This window comes from Aureimonas sp. Leaf427 (assembly GCF_001425485.1).
Lineage (GTDB): Bacteria > Pseudomonadota > Alphaproteobacteria > Rhizobiales > Rhizobiaceae > Plantimonas.
In genome coordinates this window covers 50415-77033 of record NZ_LMQW01000006.1, presented here as the reverse complement: position 1 = coordinate 77033, position 26619 = coordinate 50415, and the positions used below count along the sequence as shown (strand labels likewise).

27 protein-coding genes are annotated in these 26619 nt (G+C 68.0%); 17 read left to right on the top strand and 10 right to left on the bottom strand.

The genetic code is table 11. From position 1 onward, the window contains the following. The first annotated feature begins 142 nt into the window (after nucleotides 1–142). From lgt to ASG62_RS06080, 7 genes are all read left to right on the top strand, one after another. Nucleotides 143–1021 carry a prolipoprotein diacylglyceryl transferase gene (gene lgt / locus ASG62_RS06110; RefSeq protein WP_056689591.1) on the top strand — a complete coding sequence of 293 codons (879 nt, stop codon included), beginning with the start codon at nucleotides 143–145 and terminating at the stop codon, nucleotides 1019–1021. Between the two features lie 164 nt (nucleotides 1022–1185). Then, nucleotides 1186–2130 carry a class I SAM-dependent methyltransferase gene (locus ASG62_RS06105; RefSeq protein ID WP_244487453.1) on the top strand — a complete coding sequence of 315 codons (945 nt, stop codon included), beginning with the start codon at nucleotides 1186–1188 and terminating at the stop codon, nucleotides 2128–2130. 32 nt (nucleotides 2131–2162) lie between these two features. After that, nucleotides 2163–2969 carry a peptidoglycan editing factor PgeF gene (gene pgeF / locus ASG62_RS06100; RefSeq protein WP_056689592.1) on the top strand — a complete coding sequence of 269 codons (807 nt, stop codon included), beginning with the start codon at nucleotides 2163–2165 and terminating at the stop codon, nucleotides 2967–2969. Nucleotides 2970–2980: 11 nt separating this feature from the next. Then, entirely contained in the window at nucleotides 2981–4132 is a 1152-nt protein-coding gene (locus tag ASG62_RS06095; RefSeq protein ID WP_056689594.1) for a M24 family metallopeptidase, read from the top strand. After that, nucleotides 4129–4704: a hypothetical protein gene (locus ASG62_RS06090; RefSeq protein WP_156381981.1), complete on the top strand. Its 576-nt coding sequence runs from the start codon at nucleotides 4129–4131 to the stop codon at nucleotides 4702–4704. Before ASG62_RS06095 ends, ASG62_RS06090 begins: the two co-directional genes overlap by 4 nt. A 244-nt stretch (nucleotides 4705–4948) precedes the next feature. Next, on the top strand, nucleotides 4949–5881 hold the full coding sequence (locus ASG62_RS06085; protein ID WP_056689598.1) for a ribose-phosphate pyrophosphokinase: 933 nt from the start codon (nucleotides 4949–4951) through the stop codon (nucleotides 5879–5881). Between the two features lie 8 nt (nucleotides 5882–5889). Beyond that, entirely contained in the window at nucleotides 5890–6858 is a 969-nt protein-coding gene (locus ASG62_RS06080; RefSeq protein ID WP_056689600.1) for a magnesium and cobalt transport protein CorA, read from the top strand. Here the strand turns inward: ASG62_RS06080 and ASG62_RS06075 are convergent, their stop codons facing one another. Then, nucleotides 6859–7368: a tetratricopeptide repeat protein gene (locus ASG62_RS06075; RefSeq protein WP_056689786.1), complete on the bottom strand. Its 510-nt coding sequence runs from the start codon at nucleotides 7366–7368 to the stop codon at nucleotides 6859–6861. Nucleotides 7369–7718: 350 nt separating this feature from the next. Between ASG62_RS06075 and ASG62_RS06070 the strand changes: the two genes are divergently transcribed. From ASG62_RS06070 to ASG62_RS06050, 5 genes are all read left to right on the top strand, one after another. Continuing rightward, the gene (locus ASG62_RS06070; protein ID WP_056689602.1) at nucleotides 7719–8372 is read left to right on the top strand and encodes a 50S ribosomal protein L25/general stress protein Ctc; all 654 of its coding nucleotides are present in this window, start codon (nucleotides 7719–7721) and stop codon (nucleotides 8370–8372) included. 134 nt (nucleotides 8373–8506) lie between these two features. Beyond that, nucleotides 8507–9250: an aminoacyl-tRNA hydrolase gene (gene pth / locus ASG62_RS06065; protein ID WP_056689607.1), complete on the top strand. Its 744-nt coding sequence runs from the start codon at nucleotides 8507–8509 to the stop codon at nucleotides 9248–9250. A gap of 117 nt (nucleotides 9251–9367) precedes the next feature. Continuing rightward, nucleotides 9368–10471 (top strand): redox-regulated ATPase YchF, encoded by a 1104-nt coding sequence (ychF, locus tag ASG62_RS06060; RefSeq protein ID WP_056689609.1) that lies wholly within the window; start codon nucleotides 9368–9370, stop codon nucleotides 10469–10471. Between the two features lie 192 nt (nucleotides 10472–10663). Then, entirely contained in the window at nucleotides 10664–11116 is a 453-nt protein-coding gene (locus ASG62_RS06055) for a MaoC family dehydratase (protein ID WP_056689610.1), read from the top strand. Continuing rightward, a complete protein-coding gene (locus ASG62_RS06050) occupies nucleotides 11113–11583 on the top strand; it encodes a MaoC family dehydratase (protein WP_056689611.1) in 471 nt (156 codons plus the stop codon). The genes ASG62_RS06055 and ASG62_RS06050 overlap by 4 nt, the downstream gene beginning before the upstream one ends. Before the next feature lie 178 nt (nucleotides 11584–11761). On the opposite strand, the gene ASG62_RS06045 is transcribed toward ASG62_RS06050, so the two are convergent. The 5 genes from ASG62_RS06045 to ASG62_RS06025 form a co-directional block, all read right to left on the bottom strand. Beyond that, nucleotides 11762–12763 (bottom strand): cytochrome c1, encoded by a 1002-nt coding sequence (locus ASG62_RS06045; protein ID WP_056689613.1) that lies wholly within the window; start codon nucleotides 12761–12763, stop codon nucleotides 11762–11764. Nucleotides 12764–12788: 25 nt separating this feature from the next. After that, nucleotides 12789–14087 carry a cytochrome b gene (locus tag ASG62_RS06040; protein WP_056689615.1) on the bottom strand — a complete coding sequence of 433 codons (1299 nt, stop codon included), beginning with the start codon at nucleotides 14085–14087 and terminating at the stop codon, nucleotides 12789–12791. Nucleotides 14088–14108: 21 nt separating this feature from the next. Then, nucleotides 14109–14696, bottom strand: a complete 588-nt coding sequence (petA, locus tag ASG62_RS06035) for a ubiquinol-cytochrome c reductase iron-sulfur subunit (RefSeq protein ID WP_413814179.1) — start codon at nucleotides 14694–14696, stop codon at nucleotides 14109–14111. Nucleotides 14697–14942: 246 nt separating this feature from the next. Continuing rightward, nucleotides 14943–16832, bottom strand: coding sequence for an ABC transporter ATP-binding protein (locus tag ASG62_RS06030; RefSeq protein WP_056689788.1), 1890 nt, complete (start codon nucleotides 16830–16832; stop codon nucleotides 14943–14945). Between the two features lie 25 nt (nucleotides 16833–16857). Then, nucleotides 16858–18741 carry an ABC transporter ATP-binding protein gene (locus tag ASG62_RS06025; protein WP_056689791.1) on the bottom strand — a complete coding sequence of 628 codons (1884 nt, stop codon included), beginning with the start codon at nucleotides 18739–18741 and terminating at the stop codon, nucleotides 16858–16860. 186 nt (nucleotides 18742–18927) lie between these two features. Here ASG62_RS06025 and ASG62_RS06020 point away from each other — a divergent pair, with 186 nt between their 5' ends. Together ASG62_RS06020 and ASG62_RS06015 are read left to right on the top strand one after the other, a co-directional pair. Next, a complete protein-coding gene (locus ASG62_RS06020; protein WP_056689619.1) occupies nucleotides 18928–19425 on the top strand; it encodes a tRNA (cytidine(34)-2'-O)-methyltransferase in 498 nt (165 codons plus the stop codon). A gap of 80 nt (nucleotides 19426–19505) precedes the next feature. Further along, nucleotides 19506–20900 (top strand): HD-GYP domain-containing protein, encoded by a 1395-nt coding sequence (locus ASG62_RS06015; protein WP_244487454.1) that lies wholly within the window; start codon nucleotides 19506–19508, stop codon nucleotides 20898–20900. 7 nt (nucleotides 20901–20907) lie between these two features. Here the strand turns inward: ASG62_RS06015 and ASG62_RS06010 are convergent, their stop codons facing one another. Continuing rightward, nucleotides 20908–21162, bottom strand: coding sequence for a hypothetical protein (locus ASG62_RS06010; RefSeq protein ID WP_056689797.1), 255 nt, complete (start codon nucleotides 21160–21162; stop codon nucleotides 20908–20910). A 223-nt stretch (nucleotides 21163–21385) separates the two neighbouring features. On the opposite strand from ASG62_RS06010, the gene hemF reads away from it, so the two are divergent. Together hemF and ASG62_RS06000 are read left to right on the top strand one after the other, a co-directional pair. Then, nucleotides 21386–22294, top strand: coding sequence for an oxygen-dependent coproporphyrinogen oxidase (hemF, locus tag ASG62_RS06005; protein WP_056689621.1), 909 nt, complete (start codon nucleotides 21386–21388; stop codon nucleotides 22292–22294). Between the two features lie 198 nt (nucleotides 22295–22492). Continuing rightward, the gene (locus ASG62_RS06000; RefSeq protein ID WP_082536964.1) at nucleotides 22493–22669 is read left to right on the top strand and encodes a DUF1059 domain-containing protein; all 177 of its coding nucleotides are present in this window, start codon (nucleotides 22493–22495) and stop codon (nucleotides 22667–22669) included. Nucleotides 22670–22778: 109 nt separating this feature from the next. On the opposite strand, the gene ASG62_RS05995 is transcribed toward ASG62_RS06000, so the two are convergent. The 3 genes from ASG62_RS05995 to ASG62_RS05985 are packed head-to-tail and all read right to left on the bottom strand — an operon-like array spanning nucleotide 22779 to nucleotide 25308. Further along, entirely contained in the window at nucleotides 22779–24035 is a 1257-nt protein-coding gene (locus tag ASG62_RS05995) for a CCA tRNA nucleotidyltransferase (RefSeq protein ID WP_056689626.1), read from the bottom strand. Next, nucleotides 24032–24658, bottom strand: a complete 627-nt coding sequence (locus tag ASG62_RS05990; RefSeq protein ID WP_056689629.1) for a CoA pyrophosphatase — start codon at nucleotides 24656–24658, stop codon at nucleotides 24032–24034. The genes ASG62_RS05995 and ASG62_RS05990 overlap by 4 nt, the downstream gene beginning before the upstream one ends. After that, nucleotides 24655–25308, bottom strand: coding sequence for a DUF1285 domain-containing protein (locus ASG62_RS05985; protein WP_056689630.1), 654 nt, complete (start codon nucleotides 25306–25308; stop codon nucleotides 24655–24657). The genes ASG62_RS05990 and ASG62_RS05985 overlap by 4 nt, the downstream gene beginning before the upstream one ends. Before the next feature lie 293 nt (nucleotides 25309–25601). On the opposite strand from ASG62_RS05985, the gene ASG62_RS05980 reads away from it, so the two are divergent. After that, on the top strand, nucleotides 25602–26612 hold the full coding sequence (locus ASG62_RS05980; protein ID WP_413814181.1) for an AAA family ATPase: 1011 nt from the start codon (nucleotides 25602–25604) through the stop codon (nucleotides 26610–26612). The last annotated feature ends 7 nt before the right edge of the window (nucleotides 26613–26619 follow it).

Genomic DNA, 26619 nt, shown 5'->3' with positions numbered 1-26619 from the left:
GGGCCTTGGCAATGCCGGGGCCCGGCTCCGACGCCGGCCCGAAGCCGCGCGCTTGACGGGCGCGGGTGGCTCTGGCCAAGGTCCGCGCCCGAGCGAGGGGCGGAAGCCCTGCCCGGTCCGTGCCTTCGAGGAAACCTGCCCGATGCTGACCCAAACCGTCCTCGGCGTGCTCGCCTATCCGACGATCGATCCGGTTTTCCTCAGCCTCGGCCCGATCCAGCTGCGCTGGTATGGGCTGGCCTATGTGGCGGGCATTCTCTGCGGCTGGCTCTATGGGCGCGCGTTGGTCTCGAACCCGGCGCTCTGGCCGAACGGCGTCTCGCCGATCACCAAGCTGCAGATCGACGACTTCATCCTCTACATCACCGCCGGCATCATCCTCGGCGGGCGCATCGGCTCGATCCTCTTCTACGACTTCGACCGCTACATGGTGGACCCGTTCGCCATGCTGCGGATCTGGGAGGGCGGCATGTCCTTCCATGGCGGCCTGATCGGCGTCGTCATCGCCATGGCGCTCTTCGCCTGGAAGCACCGCGTGCCGCTCTGGAGCCTCATCGACGTCGTCGCGGCCTCCGTGCCCTTCGGCCTCTTCTTCGGCCGCATCGCCAATTTCATCAACGGCGAGCTCTGGGGCGCTCCGTCGAGCGTCGCCTGGGCCATGGTCTTCCCGACGGGCGGGCCGGAGCCGCGCCATCCGAGCCAGCTCTACGAAGCGCTGCTCGAAGGCATCGTGCTCTTCCTCGTCCTGCGCCTCCTCACGCATCGCTACAAGATGCTGCGTCGCCCGCGCTTCGTCGGCTCGGTCTTTCTCGGCCTCTACGCCCTCGCCCGGATCGCGGTCGAGTTCGTGCGCATGCCGGATGCGCAGATCGGCTATCTCCTCGGCGGCTGGCTCACCATGGGCATGGTCCTCTCCCTGCCGATGATCGCCGTCGCTCTCTGGGGCATCCTCACCGCGCGCGAGACCGTCTACCAGCCGCGGGAGGCGCCGGCCGGAGAGGCCGGGGCGGAGCGGCCCTGACCGCGCTGTCCGAGCGCATCGCCGGGATCGTCCGGCGCGAGGGCCCGATCACGGTCGAGCGCTACTGGAATCTGGCGCTCTTCGATGCCGAGGGCGGCTACTACACAACGCGCGATCCCTTCGGGCGGGGCGGCGACTTCACGACCGCGCCCGAGATCAGCCAGATGTTCGGCGAGCTTCTCGGCGCCTGGGCGCTCTCGGCCTGGGAGGCGCTCGGACGCCCCGCGCCCTTCGTCTTCGCCGAGATGGGCCCCGGTCGCGGCACGATGATGGAGGACATGCTGCGCACGATCCGGCGGATCGAGCCGGCCTTCCTCAAAGCCGCGCGCGTGACGCTGGTCGAGGCGAGCGATCGGCTGGCGCGGCTTCAGATCGAACGCCTGTCGCCCTTCGACCTGCCGATCCGGCCCTGCCGGCGCCTGGAGGAGGTCGGTGACGGGCCGCTGGTCCTTCTCGCCAACGAGCTGTTCGACGCCGTCGCCATCCGCCAGTTCGTGCGGGGCGCGGACGGCTGGTCGGAGCGCTGCGTCGCCCTCGGCGAGGACGATGCGTTCGTCTTCACCGATCAGCCCCTGCCGCCGGAGGCCGGCGCACGACTGCCCGACGCCGCGCCCGGCACGATCCTCGAAGTCTCTCCCGCCCGCGAGGCCATCGCGACGGCGCTGGGGCGCCGGATCGCCGGATCAGGCGGCGCCGCGCTGCTGGTCGACTACGGGCATGGCGGCGGATTCGGCGATACGCTTCAAGCTGTGAAGGCCCATCGCTTCGTCGATCCCCTGGCGGAACCAGGATCGGCCGACATCACCAGCCATGTCGATTTTCGCGCGCTGGCCCGGCGATTCGGCGAGGCGGGCCTCAGCCTGTCGCCGCTGGCCACCCAGGGGGAGCTTCTCCTTTCGCTCGGTCTTCTCGAACGGGCGGGACGGCTCGGCGCCGGCAGGCCGGAGGCCGAGCAGGACGCGCTGCGCGCGGCCGTGCAGCGACTGGCGGGACAGGGTCCGGGCGAGATGGGCGCGCTCTTCAAGGCGCTCGCCGTGGCCTCTCGGCCGCTTCCCGTTCCGCCCTTTGCGTCAGCCGCGTCCTCGGCCGCCGATCCGGTGCCGCGTTGACTTCCAGCAAGCCCTTCACAACAATCCGCGCCATGTCCGAACATCGACCGATCCCTGCTTCGCCGCTTCGCGACCTCGACGTCGTGACCAGCACCGACATTTCGGGCGCCGGCATTCGCCATGCCTTCTTCACGCGCGCCGGCGGCGTTTCAGAAGGCCTCTATGCCGGGCTGAACGCCGGCATCGGCTCGAAGGACGACCCGGCAGCCGTGCGGGAGAACCGGGCTCGCGCCGCGGCCTATCTCGGCCTTCCCGGCGCCGAGATCGTGACGCCCTGGCAGGTTCATTCGCCGGACGCCGTGGTCGTGACGGGACCCTTCGAGGGCGAGCGCCCGCGCGCCGACGGTATCGTAACGGCGACGCGCGGCCTTGCGATCGGCGTCGTCACGGCCGATTGCGGGCCGGTCCTCTTCGCCGACGCCAGGGCCGGCGTGGTAGGCGCGGCCCATTCGGGCTGGGGCGGGGCCGTGGGGGGCGTTCTGGAATCCACCATCGAGGCGATGGAAGGGCTCGGCGCGAAGCGGGGCGACATCGTCGCCGTTCTCGGCCCGACCATCACGCGCGATGCCTACGAGGTCGGCGTCGATCGGCTGGAAGCGGCCACCGCCCTGGACCCGAACGCGGCCGCCTTCTTCCATCCCGGCGTCTCGCCGGACAAGCGGCAGTTCGATCTACCCGCCTATATCGTCGCGCGCCTGGAGCGCGCCGGCGTTTCCGCCCGTTTCGTCGGGCGCTGCACCTTCAGCGAACCCGCCAGCTTCTATTCCTTCCGCCGCACGACGCATCGCGGCGAGCCCGACTATGGGCGCCAGCTGACCGCCATCGCGCTCGACCGATAGGATTTCCACCCATGCTGCATTTTCCGCGCGAGGAATTCGACGCCCGCCGCGAACGCCTGCTCGCCGAGATGGCCGAACGCAAACTCGACGCCATGCTCCTCTTCGCCCAGGAGTCCATGTACTGGCTCACCGGCTACGACAGTTTCGGCTTCTGCTTCTTCCAATGCCTCGTCGTGAAGGCGGATGGCGAGATGCGGCTTCTCACGCGCTCGGCCGATCTCCGACAGGCGCGCCTCACCTCGATCCTCTCCTCGATCATCGTCTGGCGTGACCGGGGCGGGGCGGACCCGACAATCGATCTGCGCGATCTCCTCGACGACATGGGGCTCCTCGGCGCCAAGATCGGCGTGGAATGGGCGACGCACGGGCTGACCGCGGCGAACGGCCGGCTGGTCGAGACCAAGCTCGGCTCCTTCGCTTCGCTGAAGGAGGCCTCCGACCTCGTCCCCTCCCTGCGCGTCGTGAAGAGCGCGGCCGAGATCGCCTATGTCCGCGAGGCCGCGCGCCTCGGCGACGAGGCCTTCGACGCGGCCCTCGCCGTCACGCGCGCCGGCGCCGACGAAGCCGACATCCTGCACGCGCTCCAGGGCCCGATCCTCAAGGGCGGCGGCGACTATCCGGCCAATCCGTTCATCATCGGCTCGGGCGAGGAGGCGCTGCTCTGCCGCTACAAATCCGGCCGCCGCGTTCTGTCCGAGACAGATCAGCTGACGCTGGAATGGGCCGGCGTGAAGGCGCAGTACCATGCGGCCGTGATGCGCACCGTCGTGATCGGCGCGCCGACGCCGCGCCATATCGAGCTCTTCGAGGCAGCCCGCGAAGCGCTCGGCGCCGTCGAGGAGGCGATGCGGCCGGGCAAGACCTTCGGCGACGTGTTCGACGCCCATGCCGGCGTGATGGAGGCGCATGAACTGGTGCGCCACCGGTTGTCCGCCTGCGGCTACTCGCTCGGCGCGCGCTATGCTCCCTCCTGGATGGACCCACAGATGTTCGTCTCCGGCAATGCCGATCCGATCCTGCCGAACATGACGCTCTTCGCCCACATGATCATCATGGATTCCGATACGAACACGGCGATGACGCTCGGGCGGACGTATCTCACCACCGAGGGCGCGCCCGAACCGCTCTCCCGTCTGCCGATCGAGCTGACCGTGGTTTCGTGACCATGGTCCGCGAGCCGAGAGCGGGCCGGGCTGCGCGGCGGTTCGGGCCGGCTGTCGCCTTCCTCCTCGTCGCCCTATCCGGCTGCCGAAGCGTCGACCCCACCGCGGGCCTGTCGCCGGCGGCAGAGATCGGCGCCGGGCCCTCCACGAGCAGCACCGGCGAAGAGGTGCCGGCCCCGATCACGGCGACGGCGCCGGCGACATCGGTCGGGCCGGTGCAGTTTCTCCCGGTCGTCGGGGCGCCCGTCCCGGTCGTCGAGACGCTGTCGGCCGCGCTCGGTGCGGAAGCGGCACGCGCCGGCGTCGGCATCGCGCCCGCCGACGCCCCGCCGACGCCGCTGCGGCTGAAGGGCTATCTTAGCGCCCTCGGCGAAGGCCGGGAGACCGTCGTCGTCTTCGTCTGGGACGTTGTCGATCCCGCGGGCAATCGCATCAGCCGCATCCAGGGCCAGGAGCGCGGCGCAGGCCAGGGCACGGCAGCCGATCCCTGGGCCGGCGTCTCGCAGGCGACCCTCTCCGCCATCGCCCGCCGCACGATCGGCGAGCTTGCGCGGCTGGGGACCGCAGGTTGAACCTTGGCACCCTCGCGCCCCCGCATCGTTTACCGTTTAGACGCATCGCAGCAAATCTTTACCGGCACCGGTTTGACTCTGATCGGGTTGTTGCTAAGAGCCCGGTGGACAGGGTCCTGACGGGCACGGCCAGGATCGGGATGGCGACAGTCGGATCGACCGACCCCGGCAGGACGGGTCTTCCCGCCTGTTGGGCACTTCCCGAAGCGTGCGACGTAGCGACAAACCGGACGAGCGAGACGCGATGAAACTGTTTGTCGGCAACTCCAACCGCCAGCTCGCAGAGGCGATCGCCAAATATCTGGAGCGGCCGCTCGGGCTCGCGACGGTCAAGCGCTTCGCCGACCAGGAGATCTTCGTCGAGATTCAGGAAAACGTCCGCGGCGAGGACTGTTTCATCATCCAGTCCACCTCCTATCCGGCGAACGACCACCTGATGGAGCTGCTGATCATGACCGATGCGCTCCGGCGCGCCTCGGCCAAGCGCATCACGGCGGTGCTCCCCTATTTCGGCTATGCGCGGCAAGATCGAAAGGCCGGCGGACGCACGCCCATCTCCGCCAAGCTCGTCGCCAACCTCATCACCCGCGCCGGCGCCGACCGCGTGATGACCCTCGATCTCCATGCCGGACAGATCCAGGGCTTCTTCGACATCCCGACCGACAATCTCTTCTCGATCCCCCTGATGGCACGCGACATCAAGGAGCATCAGGACCTCTCCGACACGGTCGTCGTCTCCCCCGATGTCGGCGGCGTGGTGCGCGCCCGCGCGCTCGCCAAGCGTATCGACGCCCAGCTCGCCATCGTCGACAAGCGCCGCGAGCGGCCGGGCGAATCGGAGGTCATGAACGTCATCGGCGAGGTCGAGGGACGCAACTGCATCCTCATCGACGACATCATCGATTCCGGCGGCACGCTCTGCAACGCGGCCGAGGCCCTTCTGAAGATTGGCGCCAAGAGCGTGAAGGCCTATATCACGCACGGCGTCCTCTCCGGCGGGGCGGTCGCCCGCATCTCCGCCTCCATGCTGGAGGAGCTGGTCATCACCGATTCCATCCAGCCGACCAAGGCCGTGCTGGACGCGCCGAACATCCGCGTCGTCACCACCGCGAACCTCCTCGGCGAGGCCATCGCCCGCACGACAACCGAACAGTCCGTCTCCAGCCTCTTCGACTGATCCCGCGCGTGAGCGTCGTCGCCGCCTATGTCTACGAGAACGGACGGCGCGTTCGCGAGGTCGTTCTCGACGGCACGCAGTGTCCGGTCATGGCGAAGGGCGAGTTCCTCTGGCTCGGGCTCGTCGATGCGACGCCCGAGGAGCTGGAAGCGCTGCGCACCTGCTTCGGGCTTCATCCGCTGGCGCTCGCCAATGCGCAGAAGCCCAATGTCCTGCCGCGGATCGAAACCTACGACGACGAGATCTTCGTCATCGCCCGCACGGTCCAGCTCGACGGCGCTGCGATCACCTACGGGCGCACGGCGATCTTCGTCGGCGAGCGGCACGTCATTACGCTCCGCTCCGATTCCGCGCGCAGCCATGCGGGCTTGCGCGAGGAGCTGGAGGCTTCGCCGAGCTTTCTGAAGCACGGCGTCGACAGCGTTCTCTACGGCGTGCTCGACTTCATCGTGGACGGCTATCTGGAAACGCTGGACGCGCTGGAGGAGGACGTCCTCGCCATGGAGCGGCGCGCGCTCGACGCTTTTCTCAGCCGGACGGAGATCGCCCGCATCTTCGATCTGCGCCGCCAGCTCGTGCGGTTCGGGCGCATCATCGGCCCGATGGAGGAGGTCGCTAACCGGCTCGGCCATGTGCCGGTCACGACGATCGACCCCGACATCCGGCCCTATTTCCGCGACCTCGTCTCGCAGGTCGACCGCGTCGCCCGGCGGCTGGACGGCCTGCGCGAAATCCTCAGCTTCGTCCTCGAAGCCTCCAGCCTTCTGGAACAGCAGCGCCAGAGCGAGATCACGCGCCAGCTCGCGGCCTGGGCGGCGATCCTCGCCGTGCCGACCGCGGTCGCCGGAATCTACGGCATGAACTTCGAGCACATGCCGGAGCTTCAATGGACCTTCGGCTATCCGGCGGTCCTCTGCCTGATCTTCGGCGTCGCCGGCACGCTCTTCTGGCGGTTCAAGCGCGCCGGCTGGCTCTGATCACCAGGAGCCGGGCTCGTCGATCGCGGCGGCAAGGGAACGATACTCGGCGCAGCCCTTGCCACAGAGGACCTCGATCCGGTCGAGCTGGGCGAGCGCCAGGTCCGTCTCGCCCTTCAGCGCATAGGCCTCGCCGAGATATTCGCGCACCTTCACGTAGGTCGGGTCGAGCGACACCGATTTGAGATAGTAGCCGATGCCCTCGTCGGTGCGGCCGAGCTTGCGCGTGGCGTAGCCGCGATAGTTCAACGCCTTCGGCGTGTTCGGATCGGCGAGCGTGTCCAGAACCTCCAGCGCCTCCTCGTAGCGCTCGGCCTTGGCGAGGGCATAGGCGTAGGGCGTCAGATCGGAATCGGGGATGGCGCTCGTGCGCTTGACGCACTTCTTCGCCTTGCCGTCCCAGACCTCGCCCTTGACGCAGGTCTTGACGGTCTCGCTGTCGTCGCCTGCGGCCTCAGCAGGCGCGCCGAGCATCAGGAGAGGCAGGAGCACGGCGGCGGCGACCGACATGCGGGCGCAGAGAGAGCGAGATGCGATGGTCATGGCGGCATCCTTCGGACGGGCTCGCCCACGACGGTCGTCGGCGATGGCCTGCATCGAAGGAGGAAACTATCCCGCCGGCTTGCGCTTCGCAAAGCACGTCTCGATGACATCCCGGGTCGGAATCGTCGGAACCCCGGCATGTCGGAAGGTCGGGCTTTGGTTGATTTTCCGGCCCATTCCCGCTATGGCGCTCTCGTCCGCGCGGACACCCTTGGAGGCAGCGCGGAGTTGAGCGGTCCCGCGGGGCCGCTTTTCGTCGTTCCGGTCCGTTTCGGATACCGGTCCGACATCCTCTGAATGAAACGAAGGACAGAGCCATGAGCGAGACCTACACGGTCAAGGCCGAGGCGCGCGAGAAGGTCGGCAAGGGGGCCGCCAGACATCTCCGCCGCAACGGATTGGTGCCCGCCGTCATCTACGGCGACAAGCAGGAACCCCTCCCGATCACGATCCCCTACAAGGAGACGTTCCTGAAGCTGCACGCCGGCGGCTTCAAGACGACGATCGCGACGATCGAACTGAACGGCCAGAAGATCAAGGTCCTCCCCAAGGACTACCAGCTCGACCCGGTGAAGGACTTCCTGATCCATGTCGACTTCCTGCGCGTCTCCAGCCGCACGGTGGTCCAGGTCGCGATTCCCGTTCACTTCGAGAACGAAGACGCGGCCCCCGGCATCAAGGCGCAGGACGGCGTCCTGAACATCGCGCACCACTCGGTCGAGGTCGAGTGCCCCGCCGAGAGCATCCCGGAGGCCTTCACGGTCGACCTGACCGGCCTCGAGATCGGCGCGGCGATCCACGCCTCCGAGCTGAAGCTGCCGAAGGGCGTCTCCCTCGCTCTCGAAGGCGACACGGTCATCGCGACGATCGTTCCTCCGATGGCCGAAGAGGTCGACGAGGTCGTCGAGGCGCCGGAGACCGAAGTCACCGGCCAGGGTCCGGAAGCCGAAGCCGCTTCGGACGACAAGTAAGTCCGGAGCGCCCGCGCGTCCGACCGGACGCGGGATGGGCGCTCTGTCTTTCCATGGCGGAGCCTCTTTCCGCGGCCGGGTGAACCCGCCCGGTCGCGAGGAAGCTCCAGCGACGACAGGAGGGGGCGGGCGCCATGCTCCTCATCGTGGGTCTCGGCAATCCCGGCCCCTCCTATGCCGGTCATCGGCACAATATCGGCTTCATGGCGGTGGACGAGATCCGGCGCCGTGGCGGCTTCTCCCCCTGGACGAAGAAGTTCAAGGGCGAAATCTCCGAGGGCCAGATCGGGACCGAGAAGGTCCTTCTCCTGAAGCCCCTCACCTTCATGAACGATTCCGGCGCCTCCGTCGGCGACGCGCTGCGCTTCTACAAGTTGGAGCCCTCGCAGGTCGTCGTCGTTCACGACGAGCTCGACATCTCGGCCGGCAAGGTGCGCGTGAAGACCGGCGGCGGCAATGGCGGGCACAACGGCCTTCGCTCCATCGACGCCCATATCGGCAAGGACTATCGCCGCGTCCGCCTCGGCATCGGCCATCCCGGCTCCAAGGAGCGGGTGAACGGCCATGTCCTCTCCGACTTCCACAAGGTCGACCGCGAATGGCTGGACCCGCTGATCGAGGAGATCGCGCGGCACGCCGACCTCCTCGTGGCCGGCGAAGACGCGCAGTTCATGAACCGCCTCGCCATGGTGACGGGATCGACGGAACCGGCCTCCGCCAAGGGCTCGGCCGCCCCCCTCGCCGCCCGGCCGGCGCCGGCCAAGGTCCCGCCGAAGGGCAAGAGCCATATCCGGCAGGCCCGCTCCGACATGCCGAAGGCCGCCCCCAGCGGCGCCATGGCCGACATGCTGAAGCGGCTCTTCGGCGGCAAGGACTGAGACGCCCCGTTCCCCCCGGCGCCGGGCATTGACCGGCGGGGCGCGACATTCCAAACAGCGGCCAACGCTTTCATCCGCGCCTCCCGCGCGGAACCTCCATTCGAAGGACCGGAAACCATGGGTTTCAGATGCGGCATCGTCGGCCTGCCCAATGTCGGCAAGTCCACGCTCTTCAACGCTCTCACCAAGACCGCCGCGGCGCAGGCCGCGAACTATCCGTTCTGCACGATCGAGCCGAACACGGGCGACGTGGCCGTGCCCGATCCGCGTCTCGGCGTGATCTCGAAGATCGGCAAGTCCGCGCAGATCGTGCCGACGCGCATCACCTTCGTCGACATTGCCGGCCTCGTGCGCGGCGCGTCGAAGGGCGAAGGGCTCGGCAACCAGTTCCTGGCCAACATTCGCGAGGTGGACGCGGTGGCGCATGTGCTGCGCTGCTTCGAGGACGACGACATCACCCATGTCGAGGGCCGGATCGATCCCGTGGCCGATGCCGAGACCGTCGAGACCGAGCTGATGCTCTCCGATCTCGAAAGCATCGAGCGACGCATCGTCGGCATCCGCAAGCGCGCCTCGACCAAGGACAAGGAATCGCTCGCGGTCCTGCCCGTCATGGAAAAAGTGCTGGAGAAGCTCCAGGCGGGCGAGCCGGCCCGCGTTCTCCTCGGCGGCCTCGATGTCGACGACCTCCAGCATCTCCGCAACCTCAACCTTCTGACCTCCAAGCCGGTGCTCTACGTCTGCAACGTCGCGGAAGCGGATGCGGCGACCGGCAATGCGCATACCGAGGCCGTCGCCCGCATGGCGAAGGCGCAAGGCGCCTCCTCGGTGATCATCTCGGCGGCGATCGAGGCGGAGATCGCCCAGCTGCCCGAGGCGGACGTGCCGGAATACATGGAGGCGATCGGCCTCACCGAGCCCGGCCTCGACCGGCTGATCCGCTCCGGCTACGAGCTTCTGAGCCTCATCACCTATTTCACGGTCGGCCCGAAGGAGACGCGCGCCTGGACGATCGACAAGGGCTGGAAGGCGCCGAAGGCGGCCGGCGTCATCCACACCGACTTCGAGAAGGGCTTCATCCGCGCCCAGACCATCGCCTACGACGACTTCGTCAAGCTCGGCGGCGAAGTGGCGGCCAAGGAGGCCGGCAAGGCGCGCGACGAGGGCAAGGAATATGTCGTGCAGGACGGCGACATCCTGATGTTCAAGTTCAACAACTGACGGAAGCGGCCCGACATCGGGCCGGCGCCGAGTTCCGTCGCGTCGGCTGCCGTCCTGTCCCTCCACCTTCGATCACTGGGGCGGTCGGCACGACTTGTCTGATACCGGCCCGCGGGCCGGTTCTCCCCCTCACCTTCCGGCATCGTCGCGGTATATGCTGCGAACGGCGCCGTTGGGGCGGAGGGGGAGAGCATGCAGACATTCGAGGATTTTCCCGTCGGGGCGACGCGCCCGCTCGGGCCCTACGAGGTGACGCGCGACGAGGTCATCGCGTTCGCCGAAGAGTTCGATCCCCAGCCCTTCCATCTCGACGAGGAAGCCGCAGCCGCCTCGATGCTCGGCGGGCTCTCCGCCTCGGGCTGGCACACCTGCGCGATGATGATGCGCATGATGGCCGACAGCTTCGTCCTCGATTCCACCTCGCAGGGCTCGCCCGGCGTCGACTTCGTCAAGTGGAAGCGCCCGGTGCGGCCGGGCGACACGCTGTCCGGCACGATGACGGTGCTCGAAGCCCGCATCTCGCAGAAGCGCCCCTCGCTCGGCATCACCAAGCTCCGCAACGACGTGCGCAATCAGGCGGGAGAGGCCGTGCTCGAATGCGAGTACACGGTCATGCTGCTGACGCGCGAGGGAGCGGCGGCATGAGCTTCTGGGACACGATTCGCGTCGGCGAGAGGGTCGATCTCGGCTCGCATCTTTTCGAAGCCGCCGACATCCAGCGCTTTGCCGGGAAGTTCGACCCGCAGCTTTTCCATCTCGATGCGGAAGCGGCGAAGGCCTCCGTCCTCGGCGGGCTCTGCGCATCCGGCTGGCACACGGTCGCGGTCTTCATGCGCCTCAACGTCGATACGACGAAGCGCGTCGTTGCCGAGTTCGTGGAGGGAGGCGGCACGGCGCCCAAGGTCGGGCCCTCGCCGGGCGTCACGGAACTGCGCTGGCTGCGTCCGGTCTTCGCCGGCGACACGATCCGCTTCTTCCAGACCGTGACCGCCAAGCGCATCTCCGGCACCCGCCACGGCTGGGGCGTCATGGAGACCACCGCCGGCGGCGAGAACCAGAATGGCGAGCTGGTCTTCTCGATGAAGGCCGCCGCCTTCATGGGGACCGACTGACGGCGATTCAAAGCGATCGTTGCGCGCGGGAGACCGTCCGCGCAGCGCCCCGCCAGCTCCGGCATCGACATGAAAAAGGGCCCCGCGAAGGGCCCTTTTTCATGTGCAGCGGGATCGACCCGTTCGCGGGTGGATCGAGCCGGGAGGCGGATGCATCGGCATCCGCCCTTCCCCGATATCAGTGAGGCGTGTTCGCCCAGACCTTGCGCTTGGTCAGGAAGAGCAGCACGGCGAAGATGATCAGGAACACCACCGCGACCATGCCCGTCGCCTTGCGCTCGGCCAGATGCGGCTCGGCAGCCCACATGAGGAAGGCCGAGACGTCGCGCGAATACTGGTCCACCGTCTGCGGCGAGCCGTCGTCGTAGGTCACCTGATCGTCCGAGATCGGCGGCGGCATGGCGAGAGCCGGGCCGGCGATGAAGTACGGGTTGTAATAGGTGCCCGGCTGGATCACGACGCCCGCCGGCGGCTCCTGATTGTAGCCGGTGAGAAGGCCGTGAATGTAGTCCGGGCCACCTTCGGCATATTGCTGCCAGGGCAGGATGTCGAAGACGAACTGCGGGAATCCGCGCTCGACCGCGCGAGCCTTGGCGATCAGCGAGAAGTCCGGCGGGGCCGCGCCGTTGTTGGCGGCGGCGGCGGCTTCCACGTTCGGATAAGGCGAGGGAAAGCGGTCCGACGGAATGGCCGGACGCTCGAACATCTCGCCGTCCGCGTTCGGGGCGAGATCCTGCACCGTGTACTCGGCGGCGAAGGCCTTGACCTGGTTCTCGTCGTAGCCGAGCGCCTCGAGATTGCGGAACGAGACGAGGCTCATCGAGTGGCAGGCCGAGCAGACCTCCTTGTAGACCTTCAGGCCGCGCTGCAGCTGCCCGACGTCCCAGTGGCCGAAGGGTCCGGCAAAGCTCCAGTCGAGATTGGCCGGGTGCTTCAGCGGATAGTGCGGCGTGGCGCCGTGCTCCTCGCCGGAGGGCTCGTGCGGAGGAGCGCTGCCGCCGGCGGAGCGCTGGGCGGCTTCGTCGGCGGGAGCTGCCGCGGGCGCCGCACCGGCTTCGCCGGCCGGTGCCGCCGCGGGCGCGGCGGCGGAGGGGTTCGCCGGAGCCGTCGGCTCCTGCGCGAAGGCGGCGGGGGCGAAGAAGACGCCGGCCGCCAGGACGGATGCGAGAAGTCTGTTCATCTGGATGTTTCCCGACCGCAACCGTTCAGCCCTTGACGTCCGGCGAAGCCGCCGCGCCGGCGGGGAGGCCGGAGCCGCCCTTGTGCTTGGCGAGCACCGCCTCGGTGATCGAGGCCGGCAGCTTCCTCGGGGTCTCGATGAGGCCGAGCAGCGGCAGAACGATCAGAAAATGCCCGAAGTAGTAGATCGTGCCGATCAGCGCGAGCGTCGGATAGATTCCCTCTGCCGGGCGCGAGCCGAGCCAGCCGAGGATCACGGCGTTCACCGCGAAGATCCAGAAGAAGATCTTGTAGATTGGGCGGTAGGAAGTCGAGCGAACGCGGCTCGTGTCCAGCCAGGGCACGAAGAACAGCACGATGATCGAGCCGAACATCACGAGGACGCCGCCGAGCTTGGAATCGATCGGGCCGATGTCGAACGTGATGGCGCGCAGCATGGCGTAGAAGGGCAGGAAGTACCATTCGGGCACGATATGCGCCGGCGTCTTCAGCGAATTGGCCGGAATGTAGTTGTCGGGATGGCCCATGTAGTTGGGCAGGTAGAAGACGAAATAGGCGAAGATCGCGAGGAAGACGACCATCGCGAAGCCGTCCTTGATCGTCGCGTGGGGCGTGAAGGGCACGGTGTCCTTCGAGGTCTTGACCTCGACGCCGGTCGGGTTCGTCTGGCCCGTGACGTGCAGGGCCCAGACGTGGAGGATGACGACGCCCGCGATCATGAAGGGCAGCAGATAGTGCAGCGAGAAGAAGCGGTTGAGCGTCGCGTTGTCGACCGCGAAGCCGCCGAGGAGAAGCTGCTGGATCGGATCGCCGATGACCGGAAAGGCGGTGAAGAAGCCGGTGATCACCGTCGCGCCCCAGAAGGACATCTGACCCCAAGGCAGGACGTAGCCCATGAAGGCGGTCGCCATCATCAGAAGGAAGATGATCACGCCGAGAATCCAGAGAACCTCGCGCGGCTGCTTGTAGGAGCCGTAGTAGAGGCCGCGGAAGATGTGCAGGTAGACGGCGATGAAGAAGAAGGACGCGCCGTTGGCGTGCATGTAGCGCAGCAGCCAGCCCCAGTTCACGTCGCGCATGATGCGCTCGACGGACTCGAAGGCGCCGGTCGAGGTCGCCGCGTAATGCATGGCGAGGACGACGCCGGTCAGGATCTGCGAGACCAGGAAGATCGCGAGAATGCCGCCGAACGTATAGGCGTAGTTCAGGTTGCGCGGCACCGGATAGGCGACGAAGCTGTCATAGACGAGACGCGGCAGCGGAAGGCGCGCGTCGAGCCAGCGCATGACGCCGGATGTCGGGACGTAGGACGAATGACCACTCATGGATAAGCCTTAGCTCCTACGTCAGCCGATGCGAACGGTCGTGTCGGAAATGAACTCGAAGGCCGGAACCGCCATGTTCTGCGGTGCAGGTCCCTGGCGGATTCGGCCGGCCGTGTCGTAGGACGAGCCGTGGCACGGGCAGAACCAGCCGCCGAAATCGCCCTGCTGACCGAGCGGGATGCAGCCGAGATGGGTGCAGACGCCGACCATGACGAGCCAGGCTTCCTTGCCGGCCGCCGTGCGGTTGGCATCGGTCGCGTCGGCGCTGTCGGGAAGGTTGGCGTTGCGCGCGAGCGGGTCTTTCAGATCCGAAAGCGGCACGGCCTTGGCCGAGGCGATCTCCTCGGCGGTGCGCTGGCGGATGAAGACGGGCTTGCCGCGCCATTTCGCCGTGATCGACTGACCTTCGGCGACCTGGCTGACGTCAACCTCGATCTCGGCGAGGGCGAGCGTGCCGGCATCGGGGTTCATCTGGTCGATGAAGGGCCAGGCCACGGACGCGGCGCCGACGGCTGCGACCGCCGCTGTCGCGATGTAGAGGAAATCCCGGCGTGTCGGCTCGGCGGTGTCGTTGACGCTCAAATCACGAGCTCCTCTAAGGGACGTCATGCTCTCCGATCCGCTTCTCGCGGACAAATCGGATCACGACTGGATACGCTCGACGCATGTTGCCACGCCTCCCACGATCTCGCCATGATTTGGAGGGGTTCTAGGCGGCGATTTTCCCATTGTCCAGACGGCAGAAGTGCGCGGGCCCCGGCGCCGACGCCCGCACCGCCGAATGCCGGCCCCCTGCGGCAGATCGGTCGCAAGCCTCGCGCCAGTTCCTCGCTTCGGCGGAAAGCCGGGCGCGCCCTACTCCGCCGCCTCCGCGTCGATGAAGCCGCCGGACTGGCGGGCCCATAGGCTGGCATAGAGACCGCCGCGGTTGACGAGGTCGGCATGGCGCCCCTCCTCGACGATTCGGCCGCCGTCGAGCACAATCAGGCGATCGAGTGCGGCGATGGTGGAAAGGCGGTGGGCGATCGCGATGACCGTCTTGCCCTTCATCATCTCCTTCAGGTTCTCCTGGATCGCGGCCTCGACCTCGGAATCCAGCGCGGAGGTCGCCTCGTCGAGAACGAGGATCGGCGCATCCTTCAAAAGCACGCGGGCGATGGCGATGCGCTGGCGCTGGCCGCCGGAGAGCTTGATGCCGCGTTCGCCGACATGGGCGTCGAAGCCCGTTCGGCCCTTCGGATCGCGAAGGCCGGGAATGAAGCCGAGCGCGTTGGCGCGTCGGGCGGCCAGCTCGACCGCCTCCTCGCTCGCATCCTCGCGTCCATAGGCGATGTTCTCGCGGATCGAGCGGTGGAGAAGCGAGGTGTCCTGCGTGACGACGCCGATGGCGGCGCGCAGCGAGGCCTGCGTCACGCTCGCAATGTCCTGTCCGTCGATGGAGATGCGCCCGGCCTCGAGGTCGTAGAGCCGCAGCATGAGGTTGACGAGCGTCGTCTTGCCGGCGCCCGAACGGCCGACGAGGCCGACCTTCTCGCCGGCGCGGATCGTGAGGGACAAGCCGTCGATCACCCCGCCGCCCTTGCCGTAGTGGAAGGTCGCGTCGTCGAAGCGAACCTCCCCGCGCGTCGCCTTCAGGGGAACGGCGTCGATGCGATCGACGAGGGTGGGCGTCACGGTGATGGTCGCTACGGCGTCCTGGATGGTGCCGTAATTGCGCACGAGGCCGTTGATGTTGAACATCATCCAGCCGCTCATCTGGTTCAGCCGCAGGACGAGGCCGAGCGCGGTCGCGACGCCGCCCGACGTGACGGAGCCGGCCTGCCAGCCCAGGATCGCCACGACGCCGATGCCGGTGATCATGAAGCCGTTGAGGATGGCGACCGCGCTGCGAACGCTGGTCAGCGCGCGGCCGAGCCGCCAGACGGTCTCGACATAGGAGCGGAAGCCCTCCTTGACGAAGGCGTCCTCCGCCCGCGTCGCATCGAAGAGCTTGACCGAAAGGATGTTGGTGAAGCTGTCGACGACGCGGCCGGTCCAGATCGAGTTCGCCGCCGCGCGCTCGCGGCCCCGCTCGCGGATGCGCGGCAGGAGCGCCCGGACGATCCAGGCATAGCCGAGCGACCAGACCGCGAGGACGGCGGCCATGCGCCAGTCGATCGCACCGAGAATGGTGACGGCGAGAAGGACGAAGGTGACGAAGCCCCAGAGCGTCTGGAGGGTCGTGACGATGAAGTCGCCCGTCGCCTGCCCGATCTGCTGCACCTTCTGGGCGAGCCGGCCGGCGAAGTCGTTCTGGAAGAACGTGTAGGACTGGTCCATCAGCCGGCGATAGCTCTGCCAGCGGATGCGGTTGAAGAGGCTGGGCGCGACGACCTGCTCCTCGACGATCGACGCCGCGACGAGAACGAGCGCGCGGCCGATCAGCGTGAAGAGCGCAAGCCCGATCAGCATCGTGCCATGCTCGGCGAAGAGCGTGTCCGGCGTGCCCCGTTCCAGCGCGTCGACGATCCAGCCGACGCCCGAGAAGAGCAGCGCATCGACGCCGCCGCTGACGCCGCCGGCGACCAGGAGCACGAGAAGCGGACCCTTGGCCTGCTTGGAAAAGTGCCAGATGAAGCCGTTCGCGGTGGTGGGCAAAGCCGAGAGATGTCCGGTCAGCCGCTCGCGCTCGCGCGCATCGTCACCGATCGCGTCGTCGAACGGGTCGAGCGTGCGCTCGAAACGCTGGAGGAAACGCTCGATCATGCGGCCGCCCCGGCCGGCATCGCCCTCATGGGGCGGCCCGTGCGTCGATTGGGGCGGCGGTCTCGTCGCCTCCGAGGAAACCGCCGGCCTGCCGATGCCATAGCTGGGCATAGAGCCCGCCGGCCGCGACGAGTTCGGCATGAGTCCCCTGCTCCACGATTTCGCCGGCATCCAGCACGATCAGCCGATCGAGCGCGGCGATGGTGGAGAGGCGGTGCGCGATGGCGATGACGGTCTTGCCCTCCATCAGGCGGTAGAGGTTTTCCGCGATGGCGGCCTCGACCTCCGAATCCAGCGCCGAGGTCGCCTCGTCGAGGAGGAGGATCGGCGCGTCCTTCAGCATGACGCGGGCGATGGCGATGCGCTGGCGCTGTCCGCCCGAGAGCTTCACGCCGCGTTCGCCGACCTCGGCGGCAAGCCCTGTGCGGCCCTTGGCATCGACGAGACCGCCGATGAAGCCGCCCGCTTCCGCGCGCTCGACGGCGCGTGCGAGCGCGGCCTCGTCCGCATCGGGTCGGCCGTAGAGGATGTTCTCGGCGATGGAGCGGTGGAGAAGCGAGGTGTCCTGCGTGACCATGCCGATGGCCGCGCGCAGCGAAGCCTGCGTCACCTTCGAGATGTCCTGTCCGTCGATGAGGATGCGGCCCGATTCCACATCGTAGAAGCGCAGGAGAAGGTTGAGGAGCGTCGACTTGCCGGCGCCCGAGCGCCCGACGAGGCCGATCTTCTCGCCGGGCCGGATGGTGAGCGTGAAGTTCGGAATGACCGCGCCGGCCGGCCGATGGGCGACGTCGGAGCCGTAGGAGAAGGCGACGCTCTCGAAACGGATCTCGCCCTCGGGAACGGTGAGGGGCTTGGCCTCGGGGGCATCGGCGAGAAGGATCGGGCGGGTGAAGGTCGCCATGCCGTCGCGGATCGTGCCGATGTTCTCGAAGAGCGCCGAGACCTCCCACATGATCCATTGCGACATGCCGGTGAGGCGCAGGACGAGACCGATGCCAACCGCGACGGCGCCGACCGAGACGGCCTCCGCCTGCCAGAGCCAGATGCCGGTGCCGCCGACGCCGAGAAGCAATGCGGAGTTCAGGGCGTAGAGGCTCGTGAAGAAGCCGCTGATCAGCCGCGCCTGCCCGTAGACCGGCAGGAGGAAGCTGCGCATGGAATGGCGCGCATGCTCGGCTTCGCGCCGCGTGTGGGCGAAGAGCTTGACCGTGCCGATATTGGCATAGGCATCGACGATCCGCCCCGTCATCTCGGCCCGTGCATCCGCCTGACGTTCGGCGACGCGCATCAGGCGCGGAATGAAGAAGCGCAGGAGGAAGACGTAGGCCGTCAGCCAGACGAGGAAGGGCAGCGCCAGCCGCACGTCGGCCCCGGTGATCAGAATGACGATGCCGGTGAAGTAGACGGTGACGTAGAGGAGAACGTCGATCGACTTGACGATCGTCTCGCGCAGCGCGAGCGCGGTCTGCATCAGCTTGGTGGAGATGCGGCCGGCGAACTCGTCCTGGAAGAAGCCGAGCGACTGGTCGAGCAGCCAGGCATGGACGCTCCAGCGAAAGCGCATCGGAAAGTTACCGAACAGCGCCTGGAAACCGAAGAGCGATTCCACGAAGACGAGGCCGGGCAGGACGATCAGGATCGTCACCGCCATGCCGAACAGCGTCCAGCCTTCGGTGGCGAGGAAGGTCGCGCGATCGGCCGCCGAGAGCCAGTCGACGATCTGCCCGAGAAAGCCGAAGAGCGAGACCTCCACCAGCGAGACGAGCGAGGTCAGGACGGCGTAGGCGGCCAGCAGCGGCCAGACCGGCCGCGCGTAATGCCAGACGAAGCGCCAGAGGCCGGAAGGCGGGCTTGCGGGCCGATCGCCGGGAAAGGGATCGACCAGCCTTTCGAAGAAGGCGAACATGAACGGTCTTTCGGGCTCGGGCAGGTCGTCGGGATGGGCCGGCGGGACGGCGGAAACCGGCATATAGGCCGAGCCGCGCGAAAAATCACGGCGAAGGATCGCCGCCTGCGGACGATGCCGCAGGCGAAGGCGCAGGTTCGACACGAGCGGGCTTTACGGCGGAAGGCGCTTGCGCCATGAGCGGCGATGGCCCCGACGATCGCCCTCTACCAGCCCGACATCGCCGGCAATACCGGCACGATCCTGCGGCTCGGCGCCTGTCTCGGGCTCGACATCGCGGTGATCGAGCCGGCCGGCTTCGACCTCTCCGACCGGGCGCTGAAGCGCGCCGGGATGGACTATATCGAGATGGCGCGGCTCACCCGCCACCTGACCTTCGAGAGGTTCGAGGCCTGGCGGCAGGCCGGGAACCGGCGTCTGGTGCTCTTCACCACGGCCGGCGCCCTGCCCTACACGCAGGCCGAGTTCCGGGCGAGCGACGTGCTCCTCTTCGGACGCGAGAGCGCGGGCGTGCCGGCCGGCGTCCATGAGCGCGCGGACCTCCGCGTGACGATCCCCATGGTGCCCGGCGCCCGCTCGCTCAATCTTGCGGTATCGGTCGGAATGGCGGCCGGCGAAGCCGTTCGGCAGCTCAGGCTCCTCCCGGCGCGGCCCGCGAGCGAAGGCCTTTCTTCACCCTCTTGAGAGAGACCCCGCGGGGATCAATCCGGTGTTGAGGATCGGTCGGCGATGAACGACGTCTCGGGGGAACGGGATTTCGGAACATGGGCTTGGCACTCGTCGATGCGGATCGTGCGGCCGCGAGCGCCGACCAGATGCGGCTGGCCGAGCTTCTCGGCGCGCTCAGCCATGCGCTCGACATCACCGAAGGCCAGCCGATCGGCCATTGCGTCCGCGCGACGTGGATCGGCGTGCATATCGGGCGCCGGATGGGCCTGCCCGAGCTCCAGCTCTGGGAGCTGTATTACACGATCATGCTGAAGGACCTCGGCTGCTCCAGCAATGCCGCGCGCATCTGCGAGCTCTATCTGTCCGACGACATCGGCTTCAAGCGCGACTTCAAGACGGTGAACGACAGCCTGCCGAAGGTCCTCTCCTTCGTCTTCTCGCATACGGGCCTGAAAGCCGGCCTTACCGAGCGCTTCAAGGCGGTGCTGAACGTCCTGCAGAATGGCGGCGAGATCGTCGACGATCTCATCCAGACCCGCTGCCAGCGCGGGGCGGAGATCGCCGCGATGCTGCGCTTTCCCGCTTCCGTCTGCGACGCGATCCATGGGCTCGACGAGCATTGGAACGGCAAGGGGCGGCCCGACCGACGGGCGGGGCCGGCGATCCCGCTCTATGCCCGCATCGCGCTCCTCTCGCAGGTGGTCGACGTGTTCCACACGGCCGCCGGCCGCGAGGCGGCGCTCGCCGAGGTGCGCGAGCGCGCCGGCAGCTGGTTCGATCCGGCGGTCGCCGCCGCCTTCGAGGCCGTCGCCGGGTCCGACGCTTTCTGGGAGACGCTTTCCTCCGACGGAATCGAGGATGCCGTCGTGGCGCTGGAGCCCCGCCAGGGGCTGATCCTGATCGACGAGGACTATCTCGACGACATCGCGCGGGCCTTCGCGCAGATCATCGATTCCAAGAGCCCGTTCACGTCGGGCCATTCCGAGCGCGTCGCGGTCTATGCGGACATGGTGGCGGCGGAAAGCGGCTACACGCCGGAACGGCGGCGCTGGCTGCGGCGGGCCGCCCTCCTCCACGATATCGGCAAGCTCGGCGTCTCCAATTCCATTCTCGACAAGAACGGCAAGCTGGACGAGGAGGAGTGGAAGGAGATGCGCGGCCATGCGACGCTCTCCGAAAGCATTCTCAGCCGCGTCCCCGTCTTCCGCGAGATGGCGCGCATCGGTGGCGGGCATCACGAGCGGCTGGACGGCAAGGGATATCCGCGCGGGCTGATCGAGGCCGAGATCGAGGCGGAGACGATGATCGTCTCGGTCGCCGACGTCTTCGACGCGCTGACCGCCAACCGGCCCTATCGCGCCGCCATGCCGGTGGAGACGGCGCTCTCCATCATGCGCAAGGAAATCGGCACGGCCTTCCATGCCGACTTCGTCGCTGCGCTCGAACGCGCGATCGCCGCCATCGAGAGCGACCTGTCGCGGGCCGCGTAAGAAAAGGTCAGTCGGCGCTCGGCAGGCGGCGCATGGTGAACTCGACCTCGTCGCCGGGCAGAACGCGCCAGCTCTCCACCGAGGTCCAGTAGGCCGCCTTGGGATAGAGCTCGAACCACTCGCGCGCCTTCACGCGCGCGGCCTCGCGCGGGAGCGTGTAGGTCTCGCGCAGGAAGGCGTCGCGCGCGGCGTCCGAGCGTTTGCGACTCGCCTGGAGCTGCCGCTTCAGGCCGGCCAGCGGCGGGCGGGGATAGGCGTCCATCGAGAGGGTCTCGTCGCATCCGAGGGCTTCGTCCGCCAAAACATAGCGCCGCGTCCGCCCATTTGCGAATCGATTCGGGCGAGCTTGCCGGGGACAGGCCGACCTCGCCGCTTTCGGCGGAGCGGGCTAGATGCTAGGCCGGGGCGAAAGGCGGCTCGACCCTCTCTCGTGGGGTCAAGCTTCGCCTGTCGCATGACCGCATGTCTGGAAGGACACGAGCCGGATGGAACGTCCCGAACTGCCGGAAGGCCTGCCCGAAGGGCTCGACGAGAAGAAGGCCGCCGCCAGCGGCTGGTTCGAGGCGCTGCGCGATCGCCTCTGCCAGGCCTTCGAGGACATCGAGGATGCGTTCGAGGTGGACGGCCTTCCCGCCGGCCGCTTCGAGCGGACGCCCTGGATCCGCGACGACGGCGAAGGCGGCGGCGGCGTCATGTCGATGATGCGCGGCCGGGTCTTCGAGAAGGTCGGCGTCCATACCTCGACGGTGCATGGCGCCTTCTCCGAGGAGTTCCGCAAACAGATCCCCGGCGCCGACGAGGACCCGACCTTCTGGGCCTCCGGCGTCTCGCTGATCGCGCATATGCGCAATCCGAACGTGCCGGCCGTGCACATGAACACGCGAATGGTCGTGACCTCGCGCCAGTGGTTCGGCGGAGGCGCGGACCTCACGCCGGTCCTGGACCGTCGCCGCAGCGAGAACGACCCGGACACGCAGGCCTTCCATCGCGCGATGAAGTTCGTTTGCGACCGGCACCAGGGCGTGGCGGACTACGACCGGTTCAAGGAATGGTGCGACACCTATTTCCACCTTCCCCATCGCGGCGAGGCGCGGGGCGTCGGCGGCATCTTCTACGACTGGCTGCACTCCTCGGAGGAGAAGGGCGGCTGGGACGCCGACTTCGCCTTCACCCGCGATGTCGGCAAGGCCTTCCTCGTCGTCTATCCGCATCTCGTGCGCCAGAATGCGGGCCTGCCCTATACGGAGGCCGACCGCGAGGAGCAGCTGATTCGCCGTGGACGCTATGTCGAGTACAATCTCCTGTACGATCGCGGCACGCTGTTCGGCCTGAAGACGGGCGGCAACGTCGCCTCGATCCTCTCCTCGATGCCGCCCGTGGTGAAGTGGCCGTGACCCTTCAGGGGCGCCAATGCGCTGTTGTCGCAGGCGCCTTCGAGAGATCGGAACAGTTCCAAATCGCTCACTGAAAACATGATCTTAAATGACCTTTTCGCGCGACTTGTAATTCCGCGTGATGGTGCTGGAACTCATCCCATTTTGCCGATTTATTGCTCATGTTGAGTGTGAAACACTCGCATGGGAGAGAACCAGATGTACGAACTGAATTGCGCAGGCGTAATTCCGGGTTGTGAGCGTGTGATCCGGGCCGACAGCCATGCCGAGGTCATTCGGCGTGCGGTGATGCAGGCCCGTCAGCTGGGCGTCGATACGATCTCGCCCTCGATGATGGACATGTTCCGTCAGGCCACGACCGAACACCGGAACTGACCGTCTCGATCTTTTGGTGGGCATGATGCGAAGCGGGCCAAACGGCCCGCTTTTTGTTTTGGAGCATCGGACGGTCAACAGAACTGGGTGCTATTGACCGATGCTCTCGTCAAAGCCGTTCGAGCAGCCGCTCCCGCGACAGGACGAAACCGCTGTCGACCCAGGCCCGGCGGAGCTCGTCCAGCGCCTTGCCGAGCGCCGGCCCCGCGGCGATGCCGGCTTTCTTCAGATCGTCCCCCGAGACCGGAAAGGGCGGCGGCGCGAAGCCTTCGGCCTCGCCCAGCATGCGGCCGAGGCTCGCGACTTCGGCCAGCGCCATCATGTCCGCCCCTTGCGCCTTCACGCGCGCACTGGCGAGACCGAGCCTCAGGCGATCGGCCAGCGCCGGCGGCTCGCCGAAATAGAGCCGGCTGCGCAAGGCCGAGGCCGTCGTCTCCGCCGGAACGGGACCGGCCGCCGCCCAGGCGATGAGGCGGTCGCGGTCGGCATTGGACAGGCGCAGGCGTTTCGCCAGCGCGGCCATGCGCTCCTCGTCCGGCGGCACGATCGCCTGCAGGCGTAGAAGCGCGTCCGCCGGCCAGCCGAGCGCGCGCTCGGCCTCCATCAGCCCGTGGATGGCGTCGATGCCCCATTTCTCGCTCTCGGGCAGCACGGCGCCGAGAACGCCCGTCTGGCGCATCCAGAGAAGGGCGCGGGATGGATCGGGGGCGCCGAAGAGCTTCTTCAGCTCCGCCCAGACGCGCTCGGCCGAGAGGCGCGACAGGCCGGACTTCAGCCGCGTCGCGGCGCGAAGGCCGGCGGCATCCGGCCGCCCTTCGCCATACCAGGCGAAGAAGCGGAAGAAGCGCAGGATGCGCAGATAGTCCTCCTCGATCCGCGTCTCGGCATCGCCGATGAAGCGCAGGACCTTGCGGTCGAGATCGGGCAGCCCGCCGACTAGATCGATGACCGCGCCATCGGCATCGGCATAGAGGGCGTTGATCGTGAAGTCTCGCCGTTCGGCATCCGCCTGCCAGCTGCGCCCGAACAGGACCTTGGCGTGGCGCCCGTCCGTCTCGATGTCTCGGCGCAGCGTCGTCACCTCGTAGGGGCGGCCCTTGGCGATGGCGGTGATCGTGCCGTGCTCGATGCCGGTCGGCACGGTCTTGAAGCCGGCCGCCTCCAGGCGCGCGACGGTGATTTCGGGCAGAGCGGTCGTGGCGATGTCGATATCGGTGACGGCCTTGCCCATCAGCGTGTTGCGGATGGCCCCGCCGACGACGCGCGCCTCCTCGTCTCCGGGGCCGACGAGGGCCGCCAGGATGGATTGCAGGCTCTCGTCCAGGAGCCAGTCGGCTTCGATCCGCCGATGTTCGGGCGTCGTCATGCGTAGAGCCTTTCGTAGAGCGCGCGGACGATGCCGGCCGTCACGCCCCAGATGATCTGCCCGCCGAAGGGCATGGAATAATAGAAGCGTTCGCGCCCCTCGAACATGCGGCTTTCCCGGCGATGGTTCGCGGCATCCATCAGGAAGGCGAGCGGCACTTCGAAGACGTCGGCGACCTCGACCGGGTTCGGCGCCAAAGTGAAGCCGGGCGTCACGATGGCGATGACGGGCGTGATGCGAAAGCCCGTCGTCGTGCGATAGGGCGGCAGGCGGCCGAGCGTCTCGACGAAACGGTCGTCGAGACCGATCTCCTCGCGGCTCTCGCGCAGCGCGGCGGCTTCCGCCGAAGCATCCTCCGGGTCGATCGATCCGCCGGGAAAGGCGACCTGCCCCGAATGCTTGCGCAGCGAATCGGCGCGGCGGGTGAGGATCAGCGTCGCCCCCGCGGGATCGTCGACGACCGGCACCAGCACGGCCGCCTCTCGCGCCGCGGGGCGCTCGGCGAGCTGCGCCCAGTCGGGGTTGAGGACGTGGTCGCCGATCTCCTCGACGACCCCGCCCGGCGCCCGCCCAGCAAGACGCGGCAGGCGGGCGCGAAGGTCGGCGGCGGAAAAGGGCGTCATGCGCTCCCATCCGCCGCGAAGGCTTCCGCCGGCAGGGGAAACCGGGCGCCGCCGGAGGCGACATACGCGCCGCCCTCGTCGTCGGTCTCGATCAGCTCGGCCAGATCGTAGGCGAGCGCGCGCGTCAGCTTGGCCTCGAGGCGTCCGCGCACGAGGAGATAGGGCTCGAAACCGGCATCCTCGCCGACGCGAAAGCGCAAGGGGTGGGCGGGACCGGCCTCCACGACATCGCCGACCCCGGTGCGGAAGGTGAGGACGGGGACGCCGCCGCGCGCATCCCGGCTCATCTCGACGGCGAGAAAATGCGCGTCCTCGACGGTGATGCCGAGCTTCTCGGCGGGCGTCACGAGATAGGTCCGGCCATCCTCGTCGCGCCGCAGCACGGTGGAGAAGAGGCGCACCAGAGCCGGGCGCTGGATCGGCGAGCCGTTGTAGGTCCAGCTCCCGTCGGCGCGGATGACCATGTCGATCTCCCCGCAATGATCGGGATTCCAGCTCTCGACCGGCGGCGCGCCCTTGCCGGCCCGCTCGGCCCTCGCGACGAGCGCGGCGAGATCGGCGGAGACGGCCGGCTCGCGGGCCGGGTGGCCGGACGGCTTGCCCGACGATTTGCCGGACGACGGGCCGGACGACGGGAATGTCTCGGTCATGGCGCATCTCCTCTGGAGCTTCGATCGGGCCGCGGGGCGCGAGGACGGATGGCCGGGGCGACTCCCACCCCTGCCGCGACACGCCGTCCCAGCCCGGCGGGGCGCGCCCGAGGTCTTATTTTGGCCCGCCTTCGCAGTCACGAAATAGTTGCGCTCCGCCCGCTTGCCAGGATGGGGCCCGCCGGACTCAAATGGAGGCTGGCCTGGAATCGACCGCCCCCGCGCCGGCGCGCCGATCCGACTGATGTCCAACGGGACTTCCCCACAGGACTTGGAGACGTCCCGACATGACCATGCACGCGCCCCAGGATACGACCCTTGCCCCCGACGAGATGGTGGCGCTGGCGGAAGGCGCGCTGGCCGATATCGCGCGGGTGAAGGAATCCGTCGGCCGCGTCATCTTCGGGCAGGAGAGCGTCGTCGAGCAGACCGTGATCGCGATTCTGGCGGGCGGCCATGCGCTTCTCGTCGGCGTGCCCGGCCTTGCCAAGACCAAGCTCGTCGAAACGCTCGGCTTCGCGCTCGGGCTCGACGCGCGCCGCATCCAGTTCACGCCCGATCTCATGCCCTCCGACATCGTCGGCTCCGAAGTGATGGACCAGGACGAGACCGGCCGGCGGTCCTTCCGCTTCATCAAGGGCCCGGTCTTCGCCCAGCTCCTGATGGCCGACGAGATCAACCGCGCGAGCCCGCGCACGCAGTCGGCGCTGCTGCAGTCGATGCAGGAATATCATGTGACGATCGCGGGCGCCCGGCACGATCTGCCCGCGCCCTTCCATGTGCTGGCGACGCAGAATCCGCTGGAGCAGGAGGGCACCTATCCCCTGCCCGAGGCGCAGCTCGACCGCTTCCTGATGCAGGTCGACGTGCTCTATCCCGATCTCGAGGCCGAGCGCCGCATCCTTCTGGAGACGACCGGCACCAACGACCAGAAGGCCGTCGCCGTCCTCACCGCCGCGCGGCTTCGCGAGATCCAGGCGCTGGTGCGCCGCATGCCGGTGGCGCCGAGCGTCGTGGAGGCCATCCTGACGCTGGTGCGCTCGGCGCGTCCAGGCAACGGGCACAAGGAGGCCGACGCGCACATCGCCTGGGGCCCGGGCCCCCGCGCATCCCAGTCGCTGATGACCTGCGTTCGCGCCCGCGCGCTCTACGAGGGGCGTCTGGCGCCCTCGATCGACGACGTGATGGCGCTGGCCGAGCCGATCCTGCAGCATCGCATGGCGCTGAACTTCGCCGCGCGCGCGGAAGGCATGAGCGTGCGCGACGTGATCGCGGCGCTGAAGCGCGACGTGAGCGGGAGCTGAGGTCCAT

Excerpts from the sequence above, each read along its gene's own strand:
- ASG62_RS06010 (WP_056689797.1), bottom strand. The coding sequence starts at position 21,162 with ATGGACGCCTATCCCCGCCCGCCGCTGGCCGGCCTGAAGCGGCAGCTC.
- ASG62_RS06085 (WP_056689598.1), top strand. The coding sequence starts at position 4,949 with ATGAAACTGTTTGTCGGCAACTCCAACCGCCAGCTCGCAGAGGCGATC.
- ASG62_RS06030 (WP_056689788.1), bottom strand. The coding sequence starts at position 16,832 with ATGATCGAGCGTTTCCTCCAGCGTTTCGAGCGCACGCTCGACCCGTTC.
- ASG62_RS06095 (WP_056689594.1), top strand. The coding sequence starts at position 2,981 with ATGCTGCATTTTCCGCGCGAGGAATTCGACGCCCGCCGCGAACGCCTG.
- ASG62_RS06040 (WP_056689615.1), bottom strand. The coding sequence starts at position 14,087 with ATGAGTGGTCATTCGTCCTACGTCCCGACATCCGGCGTCATGCGCTGG.
- pgeF (WP_056689592.1), top strand. The coding sequence starts at position 2,163 with ATGTCCGAACATCGACCGATCCCTGCTTCGCCGCTTCGCGACCTCGAC.
- ASG62_RS05980 (WP_413814181.1), top strand. The coding sequence starts at position 25,602 with ATGCACGCGCCCCAGGATACGACCCTTGCCCCCGACGAGATGGTGGCG.
- ASG62_RS06015 (WP_244487454.1), top strand. The coding sequence starts at position 19,506 with ATGGGCTTGGCACTCGTCGATGCGGATCGTGCGGCCGCGAGCGCCGAC.
- petA (WP_413814179.1), bottom strand. The coding sequence starts at position 14,696 with ATGACGTCCCTTAGAGGAGCTCGTGATTTGAGCGTCAACGACACCGCC.
- ASG62_RS05995 (WP_056689626.1), bottom strand. The coding sequence starts at position 24,035 with ATGACGACGCCCGAACATCGGCGGATCGAAGCCGACTGGCTCCTGGAC.
- ASG62_RS06055 (WP_056689610.1), top strand. The coding sequence starts at position 10,664 with ATGCAGACATTCGAGGATTTTCCCGTCGGGGCGACGCGCCCGCTCGGG.
- ASG62_RS06105 (WP_244487453.1), top strand. The coding sequence starts at position 1,186 with ATGTTCGGCGAGCTTCTCGGCGCCTGGGCGCTCTCGGCCTGGGAGGCG.
- hemF (WP_056689621.1), top strand. The coding sequence starts at position 21,386 with ATGGAACGTCCCGAACTGCCGGAAGGCCTGCCCGAAGGGCTCGACGAG.
- ASG62_RS06000 (WP_082536964.1), top strand. The coding sequence starts at position 22,493 with ATGTACGAACTGAATTGCGCAGGCGTAATTCCGGGTTGTGAGCGTGTG.
- ASG62_RS06050 (WP_056689611.1), top strand. The coding sequence starts at position 11,113 with ATGAGCTTCTGGGACACGATTCGCGTCGGCGAGAGGGTCGATCTCGGC.
- ychF (WP_056689609.1), top strand. The coding sequence starts at position 9,368 with ATGGGTTTCAGATGCGGCATCGTCGGCCTGCCCAATGTCGGCAAGTCC.
- ASG62_RS06020 (WP_056689619.1), top strand. The coding sequence starts at position 18,928 with ATGGCCCCGACGATCGCCCTCTACCAGCCCGACATCGCCGGCAATACC.
- lgt (WP_056689591.1), top strand. The coding sequence starts at position 143 with ATGCTGACCCAAACCGTCCTCGGCGTGCTCGCCTATCCGACGATCGAT.
- ASG62_RS06025 (WP_056689791.1), bottom strand. The coding sequence starts at position 18,741 with ATGTTCGCCTTCTTCGAAAGGCTGGTCGATCCCTTTCCCGGCGATCGG.
- ASG62_RS06045 (WP_056689613.1), bottom strand. The coding sequence starts at position 12,763 with ATGAACAGACTTCTCGCATCCGTCCTGGCGGCCGGCGTCTTCTTCGCC.
- ASG62_RS06075 (WP_056689786.1), bottom strand. The coding sequence starts at position 7,368 with ATGTCGGTCGCCGCCGCCGTGCTCCTGCCTCTCCTGATGCTCGGCGCG.
- ASG62_RS05985 (WP_056689630.1), bottom strand. The coding sequence starts at position 25,308 with ATGACCGAGACATTCCCGTCGTCCGGCCCGTCGTCCGGCAAATCGTCG.
- ASG62_RS06070 (WP_056689602.1), top strand. The coding sequence starts at position 7,719 with ATGAGCGAGACCTACACGGTCAAGGCCGAGGCGCGCGAGAAGGTCGGC.
- pth (WP_056689607.1), top strand. The coding sequence starts at position 8,507 with ATGCTCCTCATCGTGGGTCTCGGCAATCCCGGCCCCTCCTATGCCGGT.
- ASG62_RS05990 (WP_056689629.1), bottom strand. The coding sequence starts at position 24,658 with ATGACGCCCTTTTCCGCCGCCGACCTTCGCGCCCGCCTGCCGCGTCTT.